This window comes from Yersinia intermedia (assembly GCF_900635455.1).
GTDB classification, from domain to species: Bacteria; Pseudomonadota; Gammaproteobacteria; order Enterobacterales; family Enterobacteriaceae; genus Yersinia; species Yersinia intermedia.
The window spans coordinates 4,286,080-4,305,727 of the sequence record NZ_LR134116.1; the positions used below are offsets into that span (position 1 = coordinate 4,286,080).

Here is a 19,648-nt window from a genome sequence, read left to right on the forward strand (position 1 = left end):
TATCATTTAACGCTGTCACCTGCATATAAAATATCAATAGAACGAGGATTTCATCAATGAGCAAATCTATATATGAGCAATACATACAAGCCAAAGCAGAGAATCCGGGTAAATATGCACGTGATTTAGCAACATTGATGGGCATATCAGAAGCGGAACTGACCCATAGCCGCGTGGGCCAGGATGCAAAACGTTTACAAGGTGATGCTCGCGCCCTGCTGAACGCATTGGAAGCGGTGGGTGAAGCCAAGGCTATTACCCGCAACACCTATGCCGTACATGAACAAATGGGCCGTTACCAGAATCAACATCTGAATGGTCATGCCGGCTTAATCCTTAACCCGCGAGAATTGGATTTACGGTTGTTCCTCAATCAGTGGGCCAGCGCATTCACGCTGTCAGAAGAGACATCCCACGGCATGCGCCATAGTATCCAGTTCTTCGACCAGCAGGGCGATGCGCTACATAAAGTGTATGCCACCGAACACACGGATATGGTGGCTTGGCAAGCCGTGCTGGCGAAGTTTATTACCGCAACAAACCCCACCTTGCCATTAGAGCCACCAAGTACACCTGACGTAACCGAACCTGCGGTTAATAATGCCACCGTGGATACCGAATGGCGTGCCATGACCGATGTGCACCAATTCTTCCAGTTACTTAAGCGCAATAATCTGACCCGTCAGCAAGCTTTCCGCGCCGTCGGTGATGATCTCGCCTATCGTGTTGATAACAGCTCACTGACACAACTGTTGAATATCGCCCAGCAGGATCAGAACGAAATCATGATTTTTGTGGGTAACCGTGGTTGTGTGCAAATTTTCACCGGTTTAATAGAGAAAGTAACCCCGTATCAAGGCTGGATTAACGTTTTCAACAAACGCTTTACGCTGCATCTGATTGAAACGGCGATTGCTGAAAGCTGGATCACCCGTAAACCGACCAAGGATGGGTTTGTCACCAGCCTGGAGCTGTTTGCCGCCGATGGTAGCCAACTGGCTCAACTTTACGGTCAGCGCACCGAAGGGAAACCAGAACAAAATCAATGGCGTGAGCAGGTATCCCGCTTGACCCATAAGGATATCGCCGCATGAGATTAAGGCTGCGGTCACTCCCTTTCATTCTGTCACTGAGCGCAGGTCTTCTGCCGCTAAATACATTCGCCGCAGAACGTATTGTCACTATTGGTGGGGATGTAACAGAAATCGCCTATGCACTCGGTGCCGGTGGCGAGATTGTGGCTCGTGACAGCACCAGTCTACAACCACAAGCAGTGCAGAAGCTGCCTGACGTGGGTTACATGCGAATGCTCAATGCCGAAGGGATTTTGGCAATGAAACCGACCATGCTATTAGTCAGCGAACTGGCTCAGCCCTCATTGGTGCTCAAACAGGTTGCCGATAGTGGGGTGAACGTGGTTACCGTACCGGGGCAGACCACACCGGAAAGTGTCACAGGGAAGATTAATGCCGTCGCCGCAGCGCTTCATCAACCAGAACAAGGGCAAAAACTGATTAAAGACTACCAGCAACGTTTAGCTGCAGTGAGCAGCACACCACTGCCGGTAAAAGTACTGTTTGTTATGAGTCACAGTGGCCTGACCCCCATGGCAGCAGGTCAGAATACCGCGGCGGATGCCATGATCCGTGCCGCCGGTGGCAACAATGCGATGCAAGGCTTTAGCCGCTATCGCCCGCTGTCACAAGAGGGGGTAATTGCCAGTGCACCGGACTTATTGCTGATTACCCATGCTGGCGTGAAAGCGCTGGGTGGCAGTGAGGGGGTCTGGAAATTACCCGGTATAGCCCTGACACCGGCAGGTCAACATCAGCGTCTGTTGGTGGTTGATGACATGGCATTACTTGGCTTTGGTTTGGAAACACCGCAAGTACTGGCGCTGCTGCGTGAAAGCATGGAACAAGCGCAATGAATTGTCGTGTCCATCCGCGCCTGATGCTGAGCATCTTACTGATGGTTCTGATCCTATTAGCACTCGGTTCGGCCAATATGGGGGCTTTGACGCTCTCGTTTCGTACCTTGTGGCATGCATCATTAGATGATGCCATGTGGCATATCTGGTTGAATATCCGCCTGCCGCGCGTGTTGTTGGCAGTCGTTGTCGGCTGTGCGTTGGCGGTCTCCGGTGCCATCATGCAGGGGTTATTCCGTAACCCACTGGCTGATCCCGGCCTATTGGGTATCAGCAGTGGTGCCGCGTTGTGTGTCGGGCTGATTATTGTTATGCCATTCAGCCTGCCACCGCTACTGGCACTTTACAGTCACATGGTCGGTGCCTTCATCGGCAGTTTGGCCATTTCGGTCATCATTTTCACCCTCAGCCGCTGGGGCCATGGAAACTTATCTCGCCTGCTACTGGCAGGGATCGCCATTAATGCCCTGTGCGGTGCCGCTGTCGGGGTGCTGACCTATATCAGTGATGACCAGCAATTACGCCAATTCTCACTCTGGAGTATGGGGAGCTTAGGCCAGGCCCAGTGGTCAACAGTGATGGTGGCGGCTTCGCTGATCCTACCTGCTTGTGTGCTTGGGTTATTACAGGCGCGTCAGTTGAACCTGTTGCAGCTAGGAGATGAAGAGGCGCACTACCTCGGTGTTAATGTGCACCAAGCCAAACTGCGTTTGTTATTACTGAGTGCCATCTTGATCGGTGCCGCTGTGGCTGTCAGTGGGGTTATCGGTTTTATCGGGCTGGTCGTGCCACACCTTATCCGCATGCGTATCGGGGCTGACCACCGCTGGTTGCTGCCCGGAGCTGCGCTGGGTGGAGCTTGTCTGTTACTGACCGCCGATACGCTGGCCCGTACCTTAGTTGCCCCGGCTGAAATGCCTGTAGGCTTGATAACCAGCCTACTGGGTGGCCCTTATTTTCTATGGCTGATTTTACGTCAGCGGGAGCGGGTAAGTGGTTAATATTGAATTGGTTGACATGGCAGGAGTTAATATAGCTGGGGTGAATAATTCGGTAGCACCTACAGCGTTATTAGAGGCCAACCGGCTCTCCTATCATGTGCAGGGCCAAAAGCTAATCAAGAATGTTTCGCTGCAAATTGCCAGCGGCGAAATGGTCGCCATTATCGGGCCGAACGGCGCGGGGAAATCAACCCTGCTGCGGTTGTTGACGGGCTATCTCCCCCCTTCAGATGGTCAATGCCAATTGCTCGGCAAAAACCTGAAGAGTTGGCAACCGCAGGCATTGGCCCGTACCCGCGCCGTGATGCGGCAATACAGTAATCTGGCTTTTCCGTTTAGTGTTAGCGAAGTGATTCAGATGGGCCGGGCCCCTTATGGGGCGGCACAAAAGAGGCAAGCATTAGAAGAGGTAATGGCTCAGACGGATTGTTTGTCTCTGGCGCAGCGTGACTACCGTGCCCTATCCGGCGGTGAACAACAACGGGTACAATTAGCCCGCGTATTGGCACAATTGTGGCAACCACAACCGACACCACGCTGGCTGTTTCTTGATGAACCAACATCGGCGTTAGATTTGTATCATCAACAGCATACGCTGCGCTTGCTGCGGCAGTTGACCAATCAACAACCACTGGCAGTCTGTTGCGTACTGCATGATTTGAACCTGGCAGCGCTGTATGCGGATCGAATCCTGCTGCTGGCCCAAGGGGAACTGGTGGCCTGTGGCACACCAGAGGAAGTGCTCAATGCCGAGACACTGACTCGCTGGTATCAGGCAGATTTGGGGATTTCACGCCACCCTGAAACCGCCCTACCACAGATCTATTTGCGCCAGTAAGTGATACACATTACGAGGCTCAAAACGAGCAGCCAGTCAGACCACTGCCAAATCACGATGGCGCTATCGGAGCGCCGTAAGGATAATCAGAAGAGTAAAGCGCCCGCATCAGGAATGGCGCGGTTCGAATCATCAAGGATAATTTTACCGTGTCTTTACCATCTGCCAGTTCTCTGCGCCGCAGGTACTTTGCCATTAACTTTACCTGCTTAGGTAACTTTGCCTGCCTATGGCTAGTTTAGCTTTTCGGTCACTTTAGGTTCACTTTCCGCCAATAATTCATAAATTGCCTTACCGACAATTTGCACTGCCCGTTCGATTTCTGCGGTCATTGGTTTGCTGTAACTGAGCCGCAGGCAATTGCGGTATTTCCCTGAAGCTGAACTAATAAACCCAGCCGCAACCTGTACTCCCTGCGGTAATAAGCAGCGATTAAGCCGCAAGCTATCAAATCCATGAGGCAATTCGACCCAGAGCATAAAGCTACCCTGCGGCCTGCTCAGGCAAGTACTCGGTGGAAAGTATTTCATTACCCAGCCGGTCATAATATCGCGGTTACGTTGATATTGGCGGCGCATCCGGCGCAAGTGCTGCATGTAATGGCCTTGCTTGATAAACTCGGCCATCGCCAGTTGCGGCAACGACGCCACCCGCCCGGCAGAAATATATTTCATGTGCAGCGCTTTCTCTAAATAGCGCCCCGGTGCAATCCAACCAATACGTAAACCAGGTGCCACCGTTTTAGAGAAAGAACTGCACAGTAACACCCGACCATCATCATCAAATGAGGCAATGGTCGGTGGGCGCGGATATTGATAAGCCAACGCGCCATACACATCATCTTCAATAATTGCCACATCATAGCGCTGAGCTAAGGTCAGTAAAGCCTTCTTGCGTTCGTCCGGCATATTGTAGCCCAAAGGGTTATTGCAGGTTGGAGTAAGCTGAATCGCTTTGATCGACCATTGATCCAATGCCATTTCCAATGCCTCCAAACTGATCCCCACCACCGGATCGGTCGGGATCTCAATCACCTTCATTCCCATCCCTTTCAGGGTTTGCATCGCACCATGAAAACTGGGGGAATCGATAGCAACAATATCACCAGCCTGACAAACCGCCCCCAATGCGATAGCCAATGCGCCATGGCAGCCAGAAGTAATAATGATATTTTCAGCCGACTGATGATTACCGCTGTCCAGCATCAGCCGGGCAATTTGCTCACGCAACACCGGAGTACCATAAATATTGTCGTACTCCAGCACTTCCTCACTTTGGTGTAGGCTAATTCGGCTAAGCAATCGGCTGAGTATTTTTAGTCCCGGCCCAGAAAGATCGGGCGAACCGACACCTAAATGAATAACATTCGTTTGATCGCCTCTGGTCAAAAATGCCAGCGTATTTTCCCACTGTGATATCTCTACCGGCCGCTGAGCATGAGTGCATGTCTCCGGTAAAGAAGGCAGGTTTGAACTGCAACGCACGAAATAACCCGATTTTGCTCGCGCTTCAATGAGCAAGCACTCCTCCAGTTGCCGATAAGCCTGCTGGACGGTACTGATGCTAACACCATGCTCGTCACTCAATACTCTGACAGAAGGCAACCGCTCCCCGGCAATATACAGCCCCTCTTTAATCCGTTGACTAAGAATATCAGCCAGTTGTTGGTAACGAGTCATTGGTATCACCTGATAAATTGAGAAGGACCAGTACAGATGGCGCTTATTTGTACCATTCAGTTTATATATCGCATATCTGTATGGAAATAATAGTCCCCATTTGCATCTGTAATGTTTTCCGCCAAAGTTTCATGCTAGTGGCTCACCTAATGACGGGGAGTCGATGATGAATAATATAATTGAAGATCAAATAGATGAATGCTGTTCGTCGGCTGCGCGAGCAACGAAAAGTCGCCACAATATTTTTATTCAAATATGGCTGAAAGCATACAGATACCTATACCAGTGGAATGAACGACGTAAAACTGCGAATACGCTGTCAAGATTGAATTCAGATCAATTGAAGGATATTGGCTTAAGCCGGGATGATATCAAACGGGATTATAGCCGCCCATTCTGGCGCTGAGTTAGGGTTCTCATGGCAGTAAATAAGGTTAAAGCTAAATAGACGGGCTTCGGTGTAATACAGTACCGAAGCCAGTATTATTAGTTAGAAATCATAACCGACGGTTGCTAGCACTGAACGTTCAGCACCCCAGTAGCAATAGGAAGTGTTGTAACAGGCCGCGACGTATTTCTTGTCGGCGATATTATTCACATTTAATTGAACAAATGCCCCTTTCAGTGACGCAGCCCAAGTGCCCAAATCAGCGCGGACAGAGGCATCGCCCAGTGTATAAGAGGGTACGCGCAACGTATTAGCGTCATCAGCCCATTGCTTACCAATATAGCGGATACCCGCACCAATATTGATTCCGTAACCCGCTTCATATTGTGCCCACAGTGATGCCATATTTGACGGTGCTAACACCGGTGTATTGCCATCATTACCATCAATAGCATCTTTGAATTTCACTCGATTATAGGTATAGCCCGCAATCACGCTTAACCGGTCATTAACCTGGCTTCTGGCCTCCAGCTCCAACCCCTGTGAATTAACTTTACCGGCTGGCACAAAATAGGTCGCCGGCACGGCACGGTTTGCCACATCATTTTGTGTCAGGTCATATAAAGCGGCGGAATAGAGTGAAGTGCTGCCCGGCGGCTGATATTTAATACCGACTTCATACTGCTCGCTGGTCATCGGTTTCAATAAGTTTTGTTGCGCATCTGGGAACAGACTTGGCGTGATGGCCTGACTGTAGCTGACATAGGGCGAAATGCCACTGTCGAAGCTATACAGTAATGCCGCACGCCCACTGGCATGTTTATCGGTGCGTTCATCCGTGCTATTGGCAGTCTTATTAATGTTTTCAGTTTTCATCCGGTCATAGCGGCCTGATAGATTCAGGTGCCAATTATCCAGCGTCATTTCATCTTGCAAATAGATGCCACTCTGTTCATAGCGGCGGTTTAAATAGGAGGTGTTGATGCCCGGAGTGGTCAGCAGATAATCGCTATAGAGTGTGCTCCCCGCCGAAATACCGGTGTAAGGGTTCAGGGTGGTCGCAAAAGCGCTGTCGCTGCGCAGATTATTGCTGAACTTCTGGAAATCAAAGCCCAGCATCACCTTATGTTCCACTGCGGCGGTAGCAAAATCAGCACCCAGTTGGTTATCAATGGCGAATGCGTTGAGTGAAGAGTCCTCACCGGAATAATAACGATTCATCAGAGTGCGATCGCTATTCCATCCCCCCTGATAAACCTGTTCTAGCTGAGTATTGGAATGGGTATAGCTGGCATTTTGGCGGAATGACCAAGTATCATCAAATTTATGTGAAAATTCATAGCTATAGATTTGCTGCCAACGTTTAAATACATTGTGGTTACTTTCGCTATCAAAGAAACCACGGCTTAATTTCTGCCCATAGATGCTGCCATCAGCCGGCACCGAACTGTGGTAGCCACCAGAAGGATCTTTTTGCAAATTAGCCCGCAATAACAAGGAGGTATTTTCATCCGGCTGCCACAATAATGAGGGTGCGATGGCATAGCGCTCTTCACGCTGATGGTCGTACATGGTGTCACTGTTACGGGTAATCCCGGAGAGGCGAAACGCCCAATGCTCGGATATAGCATCGGTATAATCAAAGGCAACTGCTTGTGTATTGTTATTCCCGGCAGTCAGGCGGAAATGGCCTTCAGAAGTAAACTGTGGGCGTTTAGATGTCATCATCACCACACCACCGGGGATACTCTGACCATACAGTGCCGAAGAGGGGCCTTTGATGACATCAATGCGCTCCAGGAACCACGGGTCTACTTGCAACACGTTAAAACTGCCGCCGTCACTGAGTAAGCGCAAGCCATCAAGGAAGGTATTATTCACATCACCGCCGTGGAAACCACGCAATGCGATGGTGTCATAACGGTTGGCTCCACCAGAAAAACCGGTGAACACGCCGGGAGTGTAATTCAGCGCCTGATTAATCGTGGCGACATTTTGGTCATCCATTTGCTGACGCGTCACCACCGATACCGCCTGGGCCGTAAGAATTAAGGGCTGATCAGTTTTGGTGGCCCCTTTGGTGGTTTTTGCCGTGTAGCCCGAGGTTGGGAGATCAGCAGCATTACCCGCTTTGGCCGTGACTTCTATCGTATCTTCAGCCAGCGAAGCGAAAGGAATACACATCGCCAATGAACATAAAATAGCAGAACGCTTTATGACAAAACCCGAAAACATAGTTATCTTCCCCAGATAATTAGGCATATAAAATAGATGGTTATAACCAGCATCCATTGCTATTTCACAGCGCAATCGCATTGCCTGCGTGCCACAAATCGTGGGTCCATAAGTTCAGCGCACAATCTATTAAATGAGAGTGTTAATTTCAATGATAATTATTATCTTTATCATTTGAAATAAGGGAAGTAATTATCGGAGTAAGATTATTCCGTAACCCACAGAGTGTGCCACAATGGCGCTCAGGCGAGCTTTAACAGCACACCTACAGGATTTTCGGGTTAATTGTGGCACTCACTTTCGGGCTAATCGGTTTTATGAAAAAGATTGGGTACGTTGTTGCACGTAGAAACTATCCGCTGCTGTGGCTGTTACTAACGCTTATTTTTGCGTCAACATCAGGTACCAGCATTGCCGCCATAGCATCAGACGCGGCGGCTGAAAACAGTGAGGCGCCAGTAAAACCGGCAGTATCAGTACAACTTATTGGCTTGCAAAAACAGTTAGATAAGCTGAAACAGAGTGTTTCGGTCAGTACCGCCGATAACCAGTTTAGTGTGCTAAACGAAACCGCATTAGCACTGGTCCGTGACGTTGATATCTTGCTCGCCGACCTGAAGCCTAAGCGGGAACAACTCCAAACACAGTTGGAGGTTTTGGGCCCATTACCTGCCGCCGGAGCACTGGCAGAGACCCCGGTAGTCGCCCAGCAGCGGCGGGTCTTGAATACCCGTAAAATCCAGTTGGATGGCCAGAATGATCAGGCCCAAGCGATCAAAACCAACGCAGAAAATCTGGCAACACAGATTATCGCTTTACGGCGCACGGCGTTGAAATCACAAATTGCTTTAAACTCTGGCAGCATCTTGGGTGCAAACTTCTGGGCGCCGATCGTCAATCCCGATGCTGACGATGATCGCCGGCTGAAAGATTTCACCCAAGAGCTGGCCGATGCCTGGAGTGCTGCCTGGGAACCCGAATGGCGGTTCGGCACCACGATGTATCTGCTGCTAGCACTCTTAATCAGCGTATTTGGGTTTAAATTTCTCGATGTGCTAACCGCCTGGTTTTGTACCAAATACTTACCACCAGGCCCGCTGCGCCGCAGTTTTATGGCCTCAGCCACCACGCTTTGTACGGTGTTGATTACTGTCACAGTAGCGCAATGTATCACTCAAACTTTTACCCGCACGCCGGATGTCTCACAGGTAGTGATGGATTTTGCGCTGGCATTTGTTCAGCTCATGTTCTTCTCAGCCTTAATCGCGGGCCTTGGGCGGGCATTTTTATCCAACCAACGCCCCTCATGGCGGTTGCCTGCCATCGCTGATGAAGTGGCCGCATCACTGAGACTATTCCCCCCTCTGCTAGCCAGTTGCATCATGATTTTCGGTGCCCTTGATCAGATGAACAATATGATCAATATCAGTGTGTCCGGGGCCATTTTTAGTAATGGTATTTCGGCGTTGTTGGTGGCGCTTACTGCGGCGATTATTCCGTTACGTGCTAATCGGGTACGGCGTAATTTGGTAGTCAATGGCGAAAAACCGGAAGCCTATTCCACGCTGGCGGGATTGATTCATTTCGCTATCGGCATTACGGCATTAGCCATATTACTGTCACTGTTGGTCGGTTATATCGCACTGGCAAAATTCTTAAGTTACAAGCTGGTGTGGAGCTGTCTGGTCATCGCCTGTTTGTATTTATTAGTTCACCTGTGTGTTGATTTGGCAGAAAGTATTTTCTCGCCCACCAGCAGCGCCGGTAAAGCCATTAAGCAATCACTGAATATTGATGACCGCCATTTAGCCCAAGCAGCAACGTTACTCTCCGCTTCCAGCAAAGTACTGCTGATACTGTTGGCAATTATCGCATTACTCAACGGCACCTTTGGCTCCACTACCCCGATTTCACTACTGCAAAAGGCGGCAGAGTTATTAAGTGGCGAAGGGCTGGAAAAATTAAATATTGTTCCCACTAACTTATTTAATGCGCTGGTTTGCTTACTGGTCGGCTTATACGTGCTCAAAGCCGCACGGCGTTGGCTGAATAATGAGTTCTTACCCAAAACCCAGATGGATTCCGGTATAAAGACCTCGGCGGTAACACTTTTCAGTAACATCGGTTACGTGCTGGTGATCCTACTGACCTTATCGGTACTGGGTATCCAATGGAATAAATTAGCCTGGATTGTCAGTGCACTGTCGGTAGGTATCGGCTTTGGCTTGCAGGAGATTGTGAAGAACTTTATTTCCGGCATTATTTTGCTGACCGAGCGGCCAGTCAAAGTGGGGGATTTGATCAGTATCAGTGGAGTTGAAGGAGACATTCGCCGCATCAATGTCCGCGCGACCGAGATTCAACTCAGTGACCGTTCAACGGTTATTGTCCCGAACTCCCAATTGATTTCGCAGAATGTGCGTAACGCCACCATGGCGAATGCTCAAGGGGTGGTGACCATTGCCCTGACCTTCCCGCTGGATTTGGATGTTGAATTGGCACAGACACTGTTGATAGAAGCTTATGAAGAGCACGAGTCGATACTTGATACCCCGGCTCCATCAGTAAAATTCAGTCAGTTAAGCCCGGACGGTATTGTCCTCAGTGTGACCGGCTTAGTACCCAGTCCACGGATGGTCAGTAATACCAAAAGCTCTTTGTTATTCAGCATATTAAAACGGCTTAGAGCCGCAGGTGTGTCTCTTGCCGTGGCCAGCCCCAGCAAAACGACAACTGAGTTAAACTAATCGGATAGGCCATGAGTGTTATCAAAACAATAAAAATCATGGCCTCCTTAATCACGTATTTCGCTTGGCTCGTACTCAACACTTTCGGATTACGCCTCTGTCACTGAACAGATAACGCATTAACCCCAAAGGAAAAATCAGCACCATAGGCTTACTCATCTCAGCGCTGAATCAAATAACGAATCGTAGGGCCGTCCTGCTGAATATCTAGCACGAGACATCCAGCCGGTTTCACATCCCCCGCCAGCACGATACCAAAACCAAACAGCAAACCACTGCGATCAACAGTTTTCATCCTCTGGCAGTTGATAATCCAAGGCCAAGGCCAAGCGCAGGATAGCCGCCACTGGCTCGAAGAATTGCTCTGGTATGGTATCGCCACAGGCCACATCACGGTGTAATGCCCGTGCCAGCGCAATATTTTCCACCACAGGAATACCCTGTTCCTCTGCTAATGCAATGATCAGCGCAGCCTGTTCGCCATGACCCTTTTCAATCACAACAGGCAAGGGGGCATCATCAGCATGATAAAACAGACAAACCGCAAAATGGGTAGGATTACGTACCACTGCGGTAGAGCGTCTGACGTTTTTAGCAAAACTGCCACTTTGCTCTTCATGCTGTAACTGCCGGCGTTTCTGCTTGATATGTGGGTCTCCGTTGCTGTCTTTATGTTCCCGTTTGATCTCCTCCAGAGACATTTTTAGTTGTTTCATGGTGTTATAGCGTTGAAAGGCATAGTCCATCAAAGAGAAAACCACATAACAAGCAACCAGAGCACCCAGTAACCAGCTCATTAATGTGGCAAAGACGGGGATCGCACAACGGCTTCCGCAGTAAGCCAGATAACCAAAAGAAACCGCATAGTGCAGCAATAAATAGCCGAAAATCAGCGTGAGCACCCCGACTTTCAATAATGACTTGGTCAGTTCAAACACACTGCGCAGTGAGAATAGTTGTTTGGCATTATTGATTGGATTGATATGTTCGCCTTTAAACTCTACCGCTTTGGTTGCCAATAACGGCCCGACTTGCGCGATACCGGCAAGAATGGTGACTAAAATCAGCGCGCCACCCAATATCCCCATAATATGAATAACTACTGCCATGCACTCCGCACCAATGCGGGCCAGTGCCATGGCCAACGGTTGTTGTAATTGGCTGATTGAGCTACGGATAAGTACGATGGCCTGATCGACCAACGTGTAGCCTGTCAGGAGAAAGTAAACCACCAGCACCACCAATTGCGCGCCGGAGGTTATCTCAATACTTTTAATCACCTGCCCTTTCTCCCTGGCTTCCTTCAGGCGTTTCGCGGTAGGTTTTTCATTCTTTTCACTGCTCTCACCCCCCATTAGCAGCCCCATTTATCAGCGGGATAAGTGTGTTTATCTTCTGTTCGGTCTGGTTAATCCCCACCAGATAGTGATGTAGGGCATAAGGCAGGCTAATCAGCAATAAAAGCAGGGCCAATGCACTTTTAATCGGCATCGCCAGAAAGAAAACATTCAGTTGTTGTGCCGAGCGATTGATTAATCCTAAAGATAAATCAGCTAATACCATCACCAGCATCGCAGGTAACGCAAAGCTCAGACAGAGTTCCTGCATCAGTAGCCACTCACTTTGTAGGAAGTGCAGCATTGCTGATGAGGGGCGAATACCACTGCCAACAGGCAGAATGTCATAGGAGCCATAGAGTGCTGCCAGCACCAGATTGAAACCGCCAGATAATAAAAACAGTACGGTTAATATTTGCGTAAACAACACACCAAAAATAGACGATTCCATGCCCATACTGGGGTTGAACAAGGTGGACATGGTGGCACCACGCAGGGTGTCAATCAGGAACCCCGCCATATCAATGGCCCAGAAAGGCAGCGCCGCGACAAAGCCAATCATCACCCCAATCAATAGCTCAACAAACAGCACCCCAAACCAACCGATGAGGCTATCGTGGGTTATCAGTGGCAGGGAGAAAAACAGTGGTGTGACCGGTAAAGCTATGGCAAAAACCAGGCCGTTACGCAATAAGCTACTGCCCAGACTGCGCACAGTAAACAGGGGTAATATCAGCAACATGCCGTAAGGGCGCATCATCGCCACCCCCAGCGCCTCAAGCCAATACAGAGAGTCATGCATCTCAGGACCGCATACTGGTGATTTGCAAAAAGGTCTGCTGGGTATAATTCAGCAGTGTCGCGCCCATCCAATGGTAGGTAATCAATAACGTGGCTGACACCGCCAGTAATTTAATCAAAAACTGTAATGTTTGATCCTGGATTTGGGTGAGCGCTTGCAACAAACTGACAATTAACCCGACCACGGAGGCCACTACCACGACTGGCATCGAGAGCAGTAAAACTATCCATAACAGTTGGGTCGCCAGATGAACAACAATGGCATTGCTCATTGATGCAGCCCTCGCTGGATAATCATAAATACGACCCCACCAACTGACCTAGCAGCAATCCCCAGCCGTCAATAAGAATAAAAATCAATAGCTTGAATGGGAGTGAAATGGTAATGGGTGACACCATCATCATGCCCATGGCTAACAGAATATTGGACACAATTAAGTCGATCGCCACAAACGGCAAGTAGAGCAACAAACCGATTTTGAATGCTTCAGTCAGTTGGGTTAGCGTAAATGCAGGCATTAATATCAACAGTGAATTGGGTTTTACACTATTGCGATAGCGTTCGGGCCATTTGGTTTGGACGATATCGTTAAAAAAGGTGACTTGTTCTGTATCGGTATTACGTTGCAAAAAATCGCGGTATGGCACCAGTGCATGCTCATCAATATGTTGTAGCAAAGCGCCAATGTCGTTGGGTAGCGGCTCATCTTGTAGTCGGGCGTGCACATCTAAGCCAACCGGTGCCATGATGAAAATAGTTAATACCAAGGCCAGCCCGTAAATAGCGATATTAGGGGGCACCTGCTGAACACCCAACGCATTGCGTAACAAAGAAAAAACTATCGATAATTTGAGGAATGAGGTGCCCATCACCATCAGCAATGGCAGCACCGACAGCAAAAAAAGCAGGACAATCAATTGAGAGGACGAATTCAGTAGCTCCATAATCGGTTCCGCAAAAGACTGGCCTGTTAAGTAAAAACAATACCCACAGTATTTCCCCAGCCCGCCTTAGCCGGAATCAGGTCATGACCTGAATAACCTCAGTGCCTCAGCCCAACAGCACCGCATTATCAAGGGCGAGAGGTGAGAAACCATTGCTCAATCCGCACAATCAACTGCTCATCACAACACAACAGACTGCCACTGCCCACCGATTGCCCATGCAAACGAATATTCACTTCACCGTAGAAGGCGGTTTTACAGTCCAGCGTTTGCCCGACGGCTAACTGCTTGATATCACTCAGTGGCAGTGTCAGCCGCCCAATCTCCATGACGAGTGTCTGCGGTAATTGCTCTAGCGCCACCGCCGGTGGTTCTTGGGTCACAGTGGCAATATCCAGCGCCAGCAACCGGTCAATATCGTCATTAACCTGTTGAATTGTCATTTTGTTTCCATCCTCTAATTTGATATAAATCTGCGCGGATGCCCTCTGCCATAACCAACAATTCCCCTGTTCCAGTTCAGCAGCCGCCAGTATCCGCACCCCCTCTCCAGGCCTGATTTGCTGTAACTGGTGTAAGGATAAATGACTCCAACCAACCACTAAGCCAGCTTGCCAGACAGCATTTTGCTGAGCGGGTAGCGCCTCACTCTGCCAGTGGGATAACCTTGCTATTAATGCCACCGGCGGCCAGTTACACAGCACGACACTGAGTTGCTGCCCTTCCAGTTCGAAAGTCAGCCCCACCGCCCACTGCGTCAGCAGTGTCACCGCCTGAGGAGGCGTGTCATGAATGACCAACTCAGGTAGCGATGCAAGCAGTGGACTGACGGCCCAATGCGCCATTGCATTCACCAATTCTGCCGCCAGAAGAGGGGCATCATCCGTTGCCAGCGTATAAGCCAGCCAGTGCTGCCAACATGACTGCGATAACCACAAGCCACATTCCTGCCCGTTAAATTGCAGTGGCAGATAAACCCCTTCGCCCCCAGCTTTGATGAAGGTTGCAGACACCCCAGCCGAATGCCGCCCATGACCAATCACGGTGCTGAGTTGGCGTAATTCAGCCGTCAGACTCTCGAACATGGATGACCTCCAACCAGCAGGGAAAGCCTAACAAGTGCAGTTGCCGTTGCCAGCGCGACTGTATACGTTGCAAACGTTCAACCAATTCACCATTGGCGTGGCTGAGCACAATAGTTAAGCCCTGAACAGCCAGGCTGACACTGACGCGTGTCCCACGCAACGGCCCACTGGCAATGCAGTAATCAGTGGATATCAAGCCACGATCTCTCACCGTGGTAATTGCATCAGCCATCTCCGCCATGGGAAGAACGCGCGGAGAAAGATAACGGGCAAATTGCTGTTTTTGTCTCTCATTACCGACTAGCTGCTGCGAATAACCGCCCAAATAATGCTCACTGAGCAGAGGTAATGCCCCTTCAATATCGATTCGACTCATCTTTTATTAACATCCGTAATTTTTCCTGTTCACGCTGATTACTCCGTATCAGCGCCTGTTGTGCTGCTATCGCGCCCCGTTGTTGCAGCCCCAGAGCGTGCAACGTGCTAATTTGCTTTTGCTGCTGCCGCTCCGCCTGATACACCTGATGTTGTAAAACTCTCTGCTGATCCGCTTGCGCGGGGAGCAGCCTACCGCGCCATTGCGCAAGTTGTTGTAACTGCTGACATAACTGGTGGCGTTCGCGACGGCACTGTATCAATTGCAGTTCCTGCTGCTGTTGTTCTTGCTGCAAACAGAACAGTTGTTGGCGTAACCGGCGCTCCTTGCGTTGCCGTAAAGAGAGCAAGCGCTGCAAAATATCCAGCGCGGGGTGGTTCAATTGATTATTTGGCCGAGTTGTTCCAAGGTGTGGTTGAGGCTGACGGCGTCGGAATGGCACGATAAGGCGTTCTCCTGTTGCAAAAAGGCACAGATCTTCGGGTAACGTTGCAGTGCGTCATCAGCCTGCGGGTCTTGCCCCGCCTGATATTCACCCACGCGAACCAACAGTTCGATCTCTTGATAGCAGGCTTGTATTTGGCGCAATTTCTGTGCCAGCGCCAGATGTTCTACCGTGACGATTTGCGGCATGATACGGCTGACACTGGCGGCAATATCAATAGCCGGATAGTGCCCGGCACCGGCCAGTCGGCGTGATAGCACAATGTGCCCATCCAACAGCGACCGCACCTCATCAGCTACCGGCTCATTCATATCGTCCCCTTCCACCAGTACGGTGTAAAAAGCGGTGATACTGCCACATTCACTGTTACCGGCCCGTTCCAATAAGCGGGGTAATGCCGCAAAGACGCTGGGAGGAAAGCTGCCCGCCGCAGGCAGTTCACCGGCCGCCAGCCCTATTTCTCTGGCCGCTCTGGCATAGCGGGTTAACGAATCCACCATTAACAACACTTTCAACCCGCGCTCACGGAAATACTCGGCCACTGTGGTGGCAGTATAAATACCCTTCAGCCGCTCCAGCGCTGGGCGATCAGAGGTTGCGACCACGACTACGGTGCGAGCACGGGTTTCAGGGGTGAGCACCTGGTCAAGAAACTCCCGCACTTCACGACCACGTTCACCAATGAGTGCTAACACCATGACATCCGCATTGCTGCCCGCACAGAGCATACTCAGCAAGCTACTTTTCCCGACGCCTGCCGCCGCAAAAATACCGACTCGCTGCCCCTCACCGCAGCTCAATACGCCATCAATGGCCCGGATCCCGGTAGTCAGTATTTGCCGAATCGGCTGGCGGGCTAGTGGCTCCGGGGGTTGGCAATCCAACTCACGCCAATGCCCGATAAGCGAAGGGCCACCATCCATAGCCCCCCCCAAACCATCCAAAACCCGCCCGAGCAGTGATGGCCCCACTTTGACACGGTGGCTATGCCCAAGTGGTGACACCCACTGACCACTGCGCAAACCGGCTGAAGAGGTGAATGGCGATAGCAACGCTGTCTGTTGTTCAATAGCGACCACTTCAGCCAGCATATCCGGTGACGCAATACGGCATAACTCCCCCAGCGCCACACCGGGCAGATTGGCGCGTAATAGGGTTGGGCCAACATCCAGTATTGGCCCGCGATAGGCGATACCATCCGGCGGCAGAGACGATAAGCGCAATTGATGATGCAACTGAGCGCTTAGTGTTGGGCTATCAGGCAGCTTCATCAAGTTCATCACCAATCAACTCAATAGTGCCTGCCACCTTGATATTCATCTCATCCCCCAATTCCTGCCAGGAAAGTACCGGCAGCGTGAAAATATCCCGCTCAACTATTTTGCGCAGAAAACGGCGTACATCGATGGCGGTCAGCAAGACAACATCACTGTTTTGTGCAACGGCGGTTTTTATCTTGTCGAGGATCAGGCGTGAGTGTTTATCGGCTAACGCCGAGTAAGCACCCGCAGAGGTTTGGCGAATGGATTCGCGGATCAAGTTCTCAGCCCCCCTCCCCCAGCCGCAATACCGGTAACCAGAGGTTATTTTTACTGAACCGGCGACACACATGGCGGCGTAAGGCGATGCGCACGTACTCGGTTAACATGACACTGTCTTTCTCTTTCGGTGCCCAGACCATCAGCGCGCCGAAAATGGCCCGCAAATCCCGGATCGACACATCCTCCTCCACTAGCCGTTGCAGTATCTCCGCGACTTTGCCCAGCGGCATCTGGCGCTGTAGTTCTTTCACTAATTCCCCGTAACGCCCTTCCATCGCATCCATCAGATAACGGGTTTCCTGCACACCAATAAATTCAGCCGTATGTCGCTCAAATACCCGTGTCAGGCAAGAGATAATACGTTTATGTCCTTGTGCATATGGGATACCCAAGATGCTGGCATGGCTGCCCTGCTCTGCGGCTAACCACTCAAAAGTGCCCATTCTGCTGCCTAACCTTTGGCTGCGCGTCTCTAGCTGGGCACTGGGCTGAGTCAGTAGCAACTCATCTGATGGCAATGTCAGTTCCAGCACTTGCTCCTGATAGACCCGGATCGATAAGCTGTTCTCAATCAAGGTAGGATCACTGCGGACAACCACCTCCGGTAATGGCACGCCAAGATGCTCAAACCAGCGCCAACGCAAGCTATCGATATCTCGGACCAATTCGGGACAATCCAGGTTGGTCGCGCAATGCAACATCAAGGGTACCGCTCCTGGTGTCATCGAATTATCCGCAGACAAGCCGCTATCACTGGCCCCCGTTACCGTACCTCTGTGTCGTATTGACTGATTCTTGCGATAGAGTAAAAACGCCGGCGCAGCCACCAGTGCCGCCAGTATGATAAAAATCAGGAATGGAAAACCGGGTAACAAAGCAAAAACAGTCAGGATGGCGGCGGCTAACCATAAAGCATCTGGCTGACGCCCCACTTGTACCGCCAGATCTTTAGCCAGACTCTGTTTATCGCCGCCAGGAACGCGGGTCACGATAATCCCAGCGGTAATGGAGATAAGTAACGATGGGATTTGGGCACATAGCCCATCGCCAACAGAGAGCACTGCATAGGTGATCATCGCCTGTTCCGCCGACATATTATGTTGCAGCACCCCGATGGTGATGCCGCCAATAATATTCACCAGAATGACAATAATCCCGGCAATAGCATCGCCTTTAACGAACTTCATCGCGCCGTCCATCGCCCCAAACAACCGGCTCTCTTTTTGCACCCTCTCCCTTAGCCGCCCGGCCTCGGCAGCATCGATCACGCCCGCCCGCATATCACCATCAATACTCATTTGTTTACCGGGCATGCCATCAAGCGAGAAACGGGCGCTGACCTCTGCCACTCGCTCTGAGCCTTTGGTAATCACGATAAACTGGACCACGGTGATAATAGTAAAAATGATCAACCCCACAGCCAGATTACCGCCAACCACAAACTGACCGAATGCCTCGACAATCTCACCGGCATCATGCTGGAGCAGCACTAAGCGCGTAGTACTGATAGTCAACGCCAAACGATAAAGTGTGGTAATCAGCAATAACGACGGGAAAACCGAGAATTCGAGCGGATCGCGCAGGTAAATCGAGATCATGAGCAGGATGACCGAGAAAGCCAGATTGATCGCAATCAGCAGATCCACCAGCACGGTTGGCAGCGGCAGGATCATCATAAAGATTGCTACCAACAACATGATCGCCAGAAAAATATCCTGCCGCGCAGTTATCATCAGCAAGCCACGGATCAATGCCGATTGCCTCATGGACATGCTCCCGGCAAGCGGCACAGTAAGGCGCACTGCTGCCGGTAGAGCTGATACCAAAATTCAGCATCGGACAATGCCGGCGGGGAGCAACTGACCATAATACCCATTTTCAATAAGTAGATACGCTGTGGCACGCCATTGAATCGCTCAAGCCGCCAGCATTGCTGGAGCCGCAGCAGATCATCATGGCTGTAGTGCCGCTGTTGTAAACCGCAAGTGAGCAGTAATCTTGATGCCCGCCACTCAAGGAAAATAATCCGTTTTTCTATCTGCCACTGCATGCGAGAGGTGATTACCGAACAGGGCAATTCCGCCATGCGGATAAACAATTGGAGGTTACGGGTAACAACTAAATCCATCGCCATAACCGGTGTCCTTTTGATGCAACGTTTCGCTATACATAATTGATTTCAAAATTCAGGCAGGCGGCAAGCAAGAGACAAATCAGTTGTGGCCGAGTCACGAACGCAGCCAGCGCACCTGCAAGTTGAAAAATGACGAGAACAAACAATGAAAAGAATACGCAGCCAA

Annotated in this window: 19 protein-coding genes and 1 pseudogene; 6 read left to right on the top strand and 14 right to left on the bottom strand. The window is 50.4% G+C overall.

What is annotated here, in order from left to right; all coding sequences use genetic code 11:
- The first annotated feature begins 56 nt into the window (after nt 1-56).
- The 4 genes from EL015_RS19560 to EL015_RS19575 are packed head-to-tail and all read left to right on the top strand — an operon-like array spanning nt 57 to nt 3,769.
- Nucleotides 57-1,094, top strand: coding sequence for a hemin-degrading factor (locus tag EL015_RS19560; RefSeq protein ID WP_005187307.1), 1,038 nt, complete (start codon nt 57-59; stop codon nt 1,092-1,094).
- Complete coding sequence (locus EL015_RS19565) at nt 1,091-1,930, top strand: heme/hemin ABC transporter substrate-binding protein (protein WP_032906809.1); 840 nt, start codon at nt 1,091-1,093, stop codon at nt 1,928-1,930. Before EL015_RS19560 ends, EL015_RS19565 begins: the two co-directional genes overlap by 4 nt.
- Nucleotides 1,927-2,931, top strand: coding sequence for a FecCD family ABC transporter permease (locus EL015_RS19570; protein ID WP_032906808.1), 1,005 nt, complete (start codon nt 1,927-1,929; stop codon nt 2,929-2,931). The genes EL015_RS19565 and EL015_RS19570 overlap by 4 nt, the downstream gene beginning before the upstream one ends.
- Before the next feature lie 16 nt (nt 2,932-2,947).
- Nucleotides 2,948-3,769 carry a heme ABC transporter ATP-binding protein gene (locus tag EL015_RS19575; RefSeq protein ID WP_005187297.1) on the top strand — a complete coding sequence of 274 codons (822 nt, stop codon included), beginning with the start codon at nt 2,948-2,950 and terminating at the stop codon, nt 3,767-3,769.
- 52 nt (nt 3,770-3,821) lie between these two features.
- Here the strand turns inward: EL015_RS19575 and EL015_RS21760 are convergent, their stop codons facing one another.
- Both EL015_RS21760 and EL015_RS19580 read right to left on the bottom strand, forming a co-directional pair.
- Nucleotides 3,822-3,965 (bottom strand): hypothetical protein, encoded by a 144-nt coding sequence (locus EL015_RS21760; RefSeq protein WP_005187295.1) that lies wholly within the window; start codon nt 3,963-3,965, stop codon nt 3,822-3,824.
- Nucleotides 3,966-4,002: 37 nt separating this feature from the next.
- Nucleotides 4,003-5,448, bottom strand: coding sequence for an aminotransferase-like domain-containing protein (locus EL015_RS19580; RefSeq protein WP_005187292.1), 1,446 nt, complete (start codon nt 5,446-5,448; stop codon nt 4,003-4,005).
- A 166-nt stretch (nt 5,449-5,614) separates the two neighbouring features.
- Between EL015_RS19580 and EL015_RS19585 the strand changes: the two genes are divergently transcribed.
- Nucleotides 5,615-5,854, top strand: a complete 240-nt coding sequence (locus EL015_RS19585; RefSeq protein ID WP_032906828.1) for a DUF1127 domain-containing protein — start codon at nt 5,615-5,617, stop codon at nt 5,852-5,854.
- A gap of 84 nt (nt 5,855-5,938) precedes the next feature.
- On the opposite strand, the gene EL015_RS19590 is transcribed toward EL015_RS19585, so the two are convergent.
- Complete coding sequence (locus EL015_RS19590; RefSeq protein WP_032906827.1) at nt 5,939-8,071, bottom strand: TonB-dependent siderophore receptor; 2,133 nt, start codon at nt 8,069-8,071, stop codon at nt 5,939-5,941.
- Nucleotides 8,072-8,358: 287 nt separating this feature from the next.
- On the opposite strand from EL015_RS19590, the gene EL015_RS19595 reads away from it, so the two are divergent.
- Nucleotides 8,359-10,818, top strand: coding sequence for a DUF3772 domain-containing protein (locus EL015_RS19595; RefSeq protein ID WP_005187276.1), 2,460 nt, complete (start codon nt 8,359-8,361; stop codon nt 10,816-10,818).
- A gap of 160 nt (nt 10,819-10,978) precedes the next feature.
- Here the strand turns inward: EL015_RS19595 and EL015_RS22055 are convergent, their stop codons facing one another.
- From EL015_RS22055 to EL015_RS19645, 11 genes and pseudogenes are all read right to left on the bottom strand, one after another.
- Nucleotides 10,979-11,113: a sulfurtransferase TusA family protein gene (locus tag EL015_RS22055; protein ID WP_256967348.1), complete on the bottom strand. Its 135-nt coding sequence runs from the start codon at nt 11,111-11,113 to the stop codon at nt 10,979-10,981.
- A complete protein-coding gene (locus EL015_RS19600; protein ID WP_032906807.1) occupies nt 11,100-12,173 on the bottom strand; it encodes an EscU/YscU/HrcU family type III secretion system export apparatus switch protein in 1,074 nt (357 codons plus the stop codon). Before EL015_RS19600 ends, EL015_RS22055 begins: the two co-directional genes overlap by 14 nt.
- A complete protein-coding gene (sctT, locus tag EL015_RS19605; protein ID WP_005187270.1) occupies nt 12,163-12,957 on the bottom strand; it encodes a type III secretion system export apparatus subunit SctT in 795 nt (264 codons plus the stop codon). Before sctT ends, EL015_RS19600 begins: the two co-directional genes overlap by 11 nt.
- Before the next feature lies 1 nt (nt 12,958).
- Complete coding sequence (locus EL015_RS19610; protein ID WP_005187268.1) at nt 12,959-13,228, bottom strand: EscS/YscS/HrcS family type III secretion system export apparatus protein; 270 nt, start codon at nt 13,226-13,228, stop codon at nt 12,959-12,961.
- Nucleotides 13,229-13,250: 22 nt separating this feature from the next.
- A complete protein-coding gene (sctR, locus tag EL015_RS19615) occupies nt 13,251-13,901 on the bottom strand; it encodes a type III secretion system export apparatus subunit SctR (protein ID WP_005187265.1) in 651 nt (216 codons plus the stop codon).
- Nucleotides 13,902-14,029: 128 nt separating this feature from the next.
- Nucleotides 14,030-14,986 (bottom strand): YscQ/HrcQ family type III secretion apparatus protein, encoded by a 957-nt coding sequence (locus tag EL015_RS19620; RefSeq protein WP_032906806.1) that lies wholly within the window; start codon nt 14,984-14,986, stop codon nt 14,030-14,032.
- Nucleotides 14,964-15,362 carry a hypothetical protein gene (locus EL015_RS19625; protein WP_032906805.1) on the bottom strand — a complete coding sequence of 133 codons (399 nt, stop codon included), beginning with the start codon at nt 15,360-15,362 and terminating at the stop codon, nt 14,964-14,966. The genes EL015_RS19620 and EL015_RS19625 overlap by 23 nt, the downstream gene beginning before the upstream one ends.
- The gene (locus EL015_RS19630) at nt 15,343-15,744 is read right to left on the bottom strand and encodes a type III secretion protein (RefSeq protein ID WP_371112986.1); all 402 of its coding nucleotides are present in this window, start codon (nt 15,742-15,744) and stop codon (nt 15,343-15,345) included. The genes EL015_RS19625 and EL015_RS19630 overlap by 20 nt, the downstream gene beginning before the upstream one ends.
- Nucleotides 15,741-17,078, bottom strand: a complete 1,338-nt coding sequence (locus tag EL015_RS19635) for an EscN/YscN/HrcN family type III secretion system ATPase (protein WP_032906825.1) — start codon at nt 17,076-17,078, stop codon at nt 15,741-15,743. The genes EL015_RS19630 and EL015_RS19635 overlap by 4 nt, the downstream gene beginning before the upstream one ends.
- Nucleotides 17,065-19,114 (bottom strand): annotated as a pseudogene (locus tag EL015_RS19640) (EscV/YscV/HrcV family type III secretion system export apparatus protein). The gene EL015_RS19635 and the pseudogene EL015_RS19640 overlap by 14 nt, the downstream one beginning before the upstream one ends.
- On the bottom strand, nt 19,111-19,482 hold the full coding sequence (locus EL015_RS19645; RefSeq protein WP_005187246.1) for a hypothetical protein: 372 nt from the start codon (nt 19,480-19,482) through the stop codon (nt 19,111-19,113). The pseudogene EL015_RS19640 and the gene EL015_RS19645 overlap by 4 nt, the downstream one beginning before the upstream one ends.
- Nucleotides 19,483-19,648 lie beyond the last annotated feature (166 nt).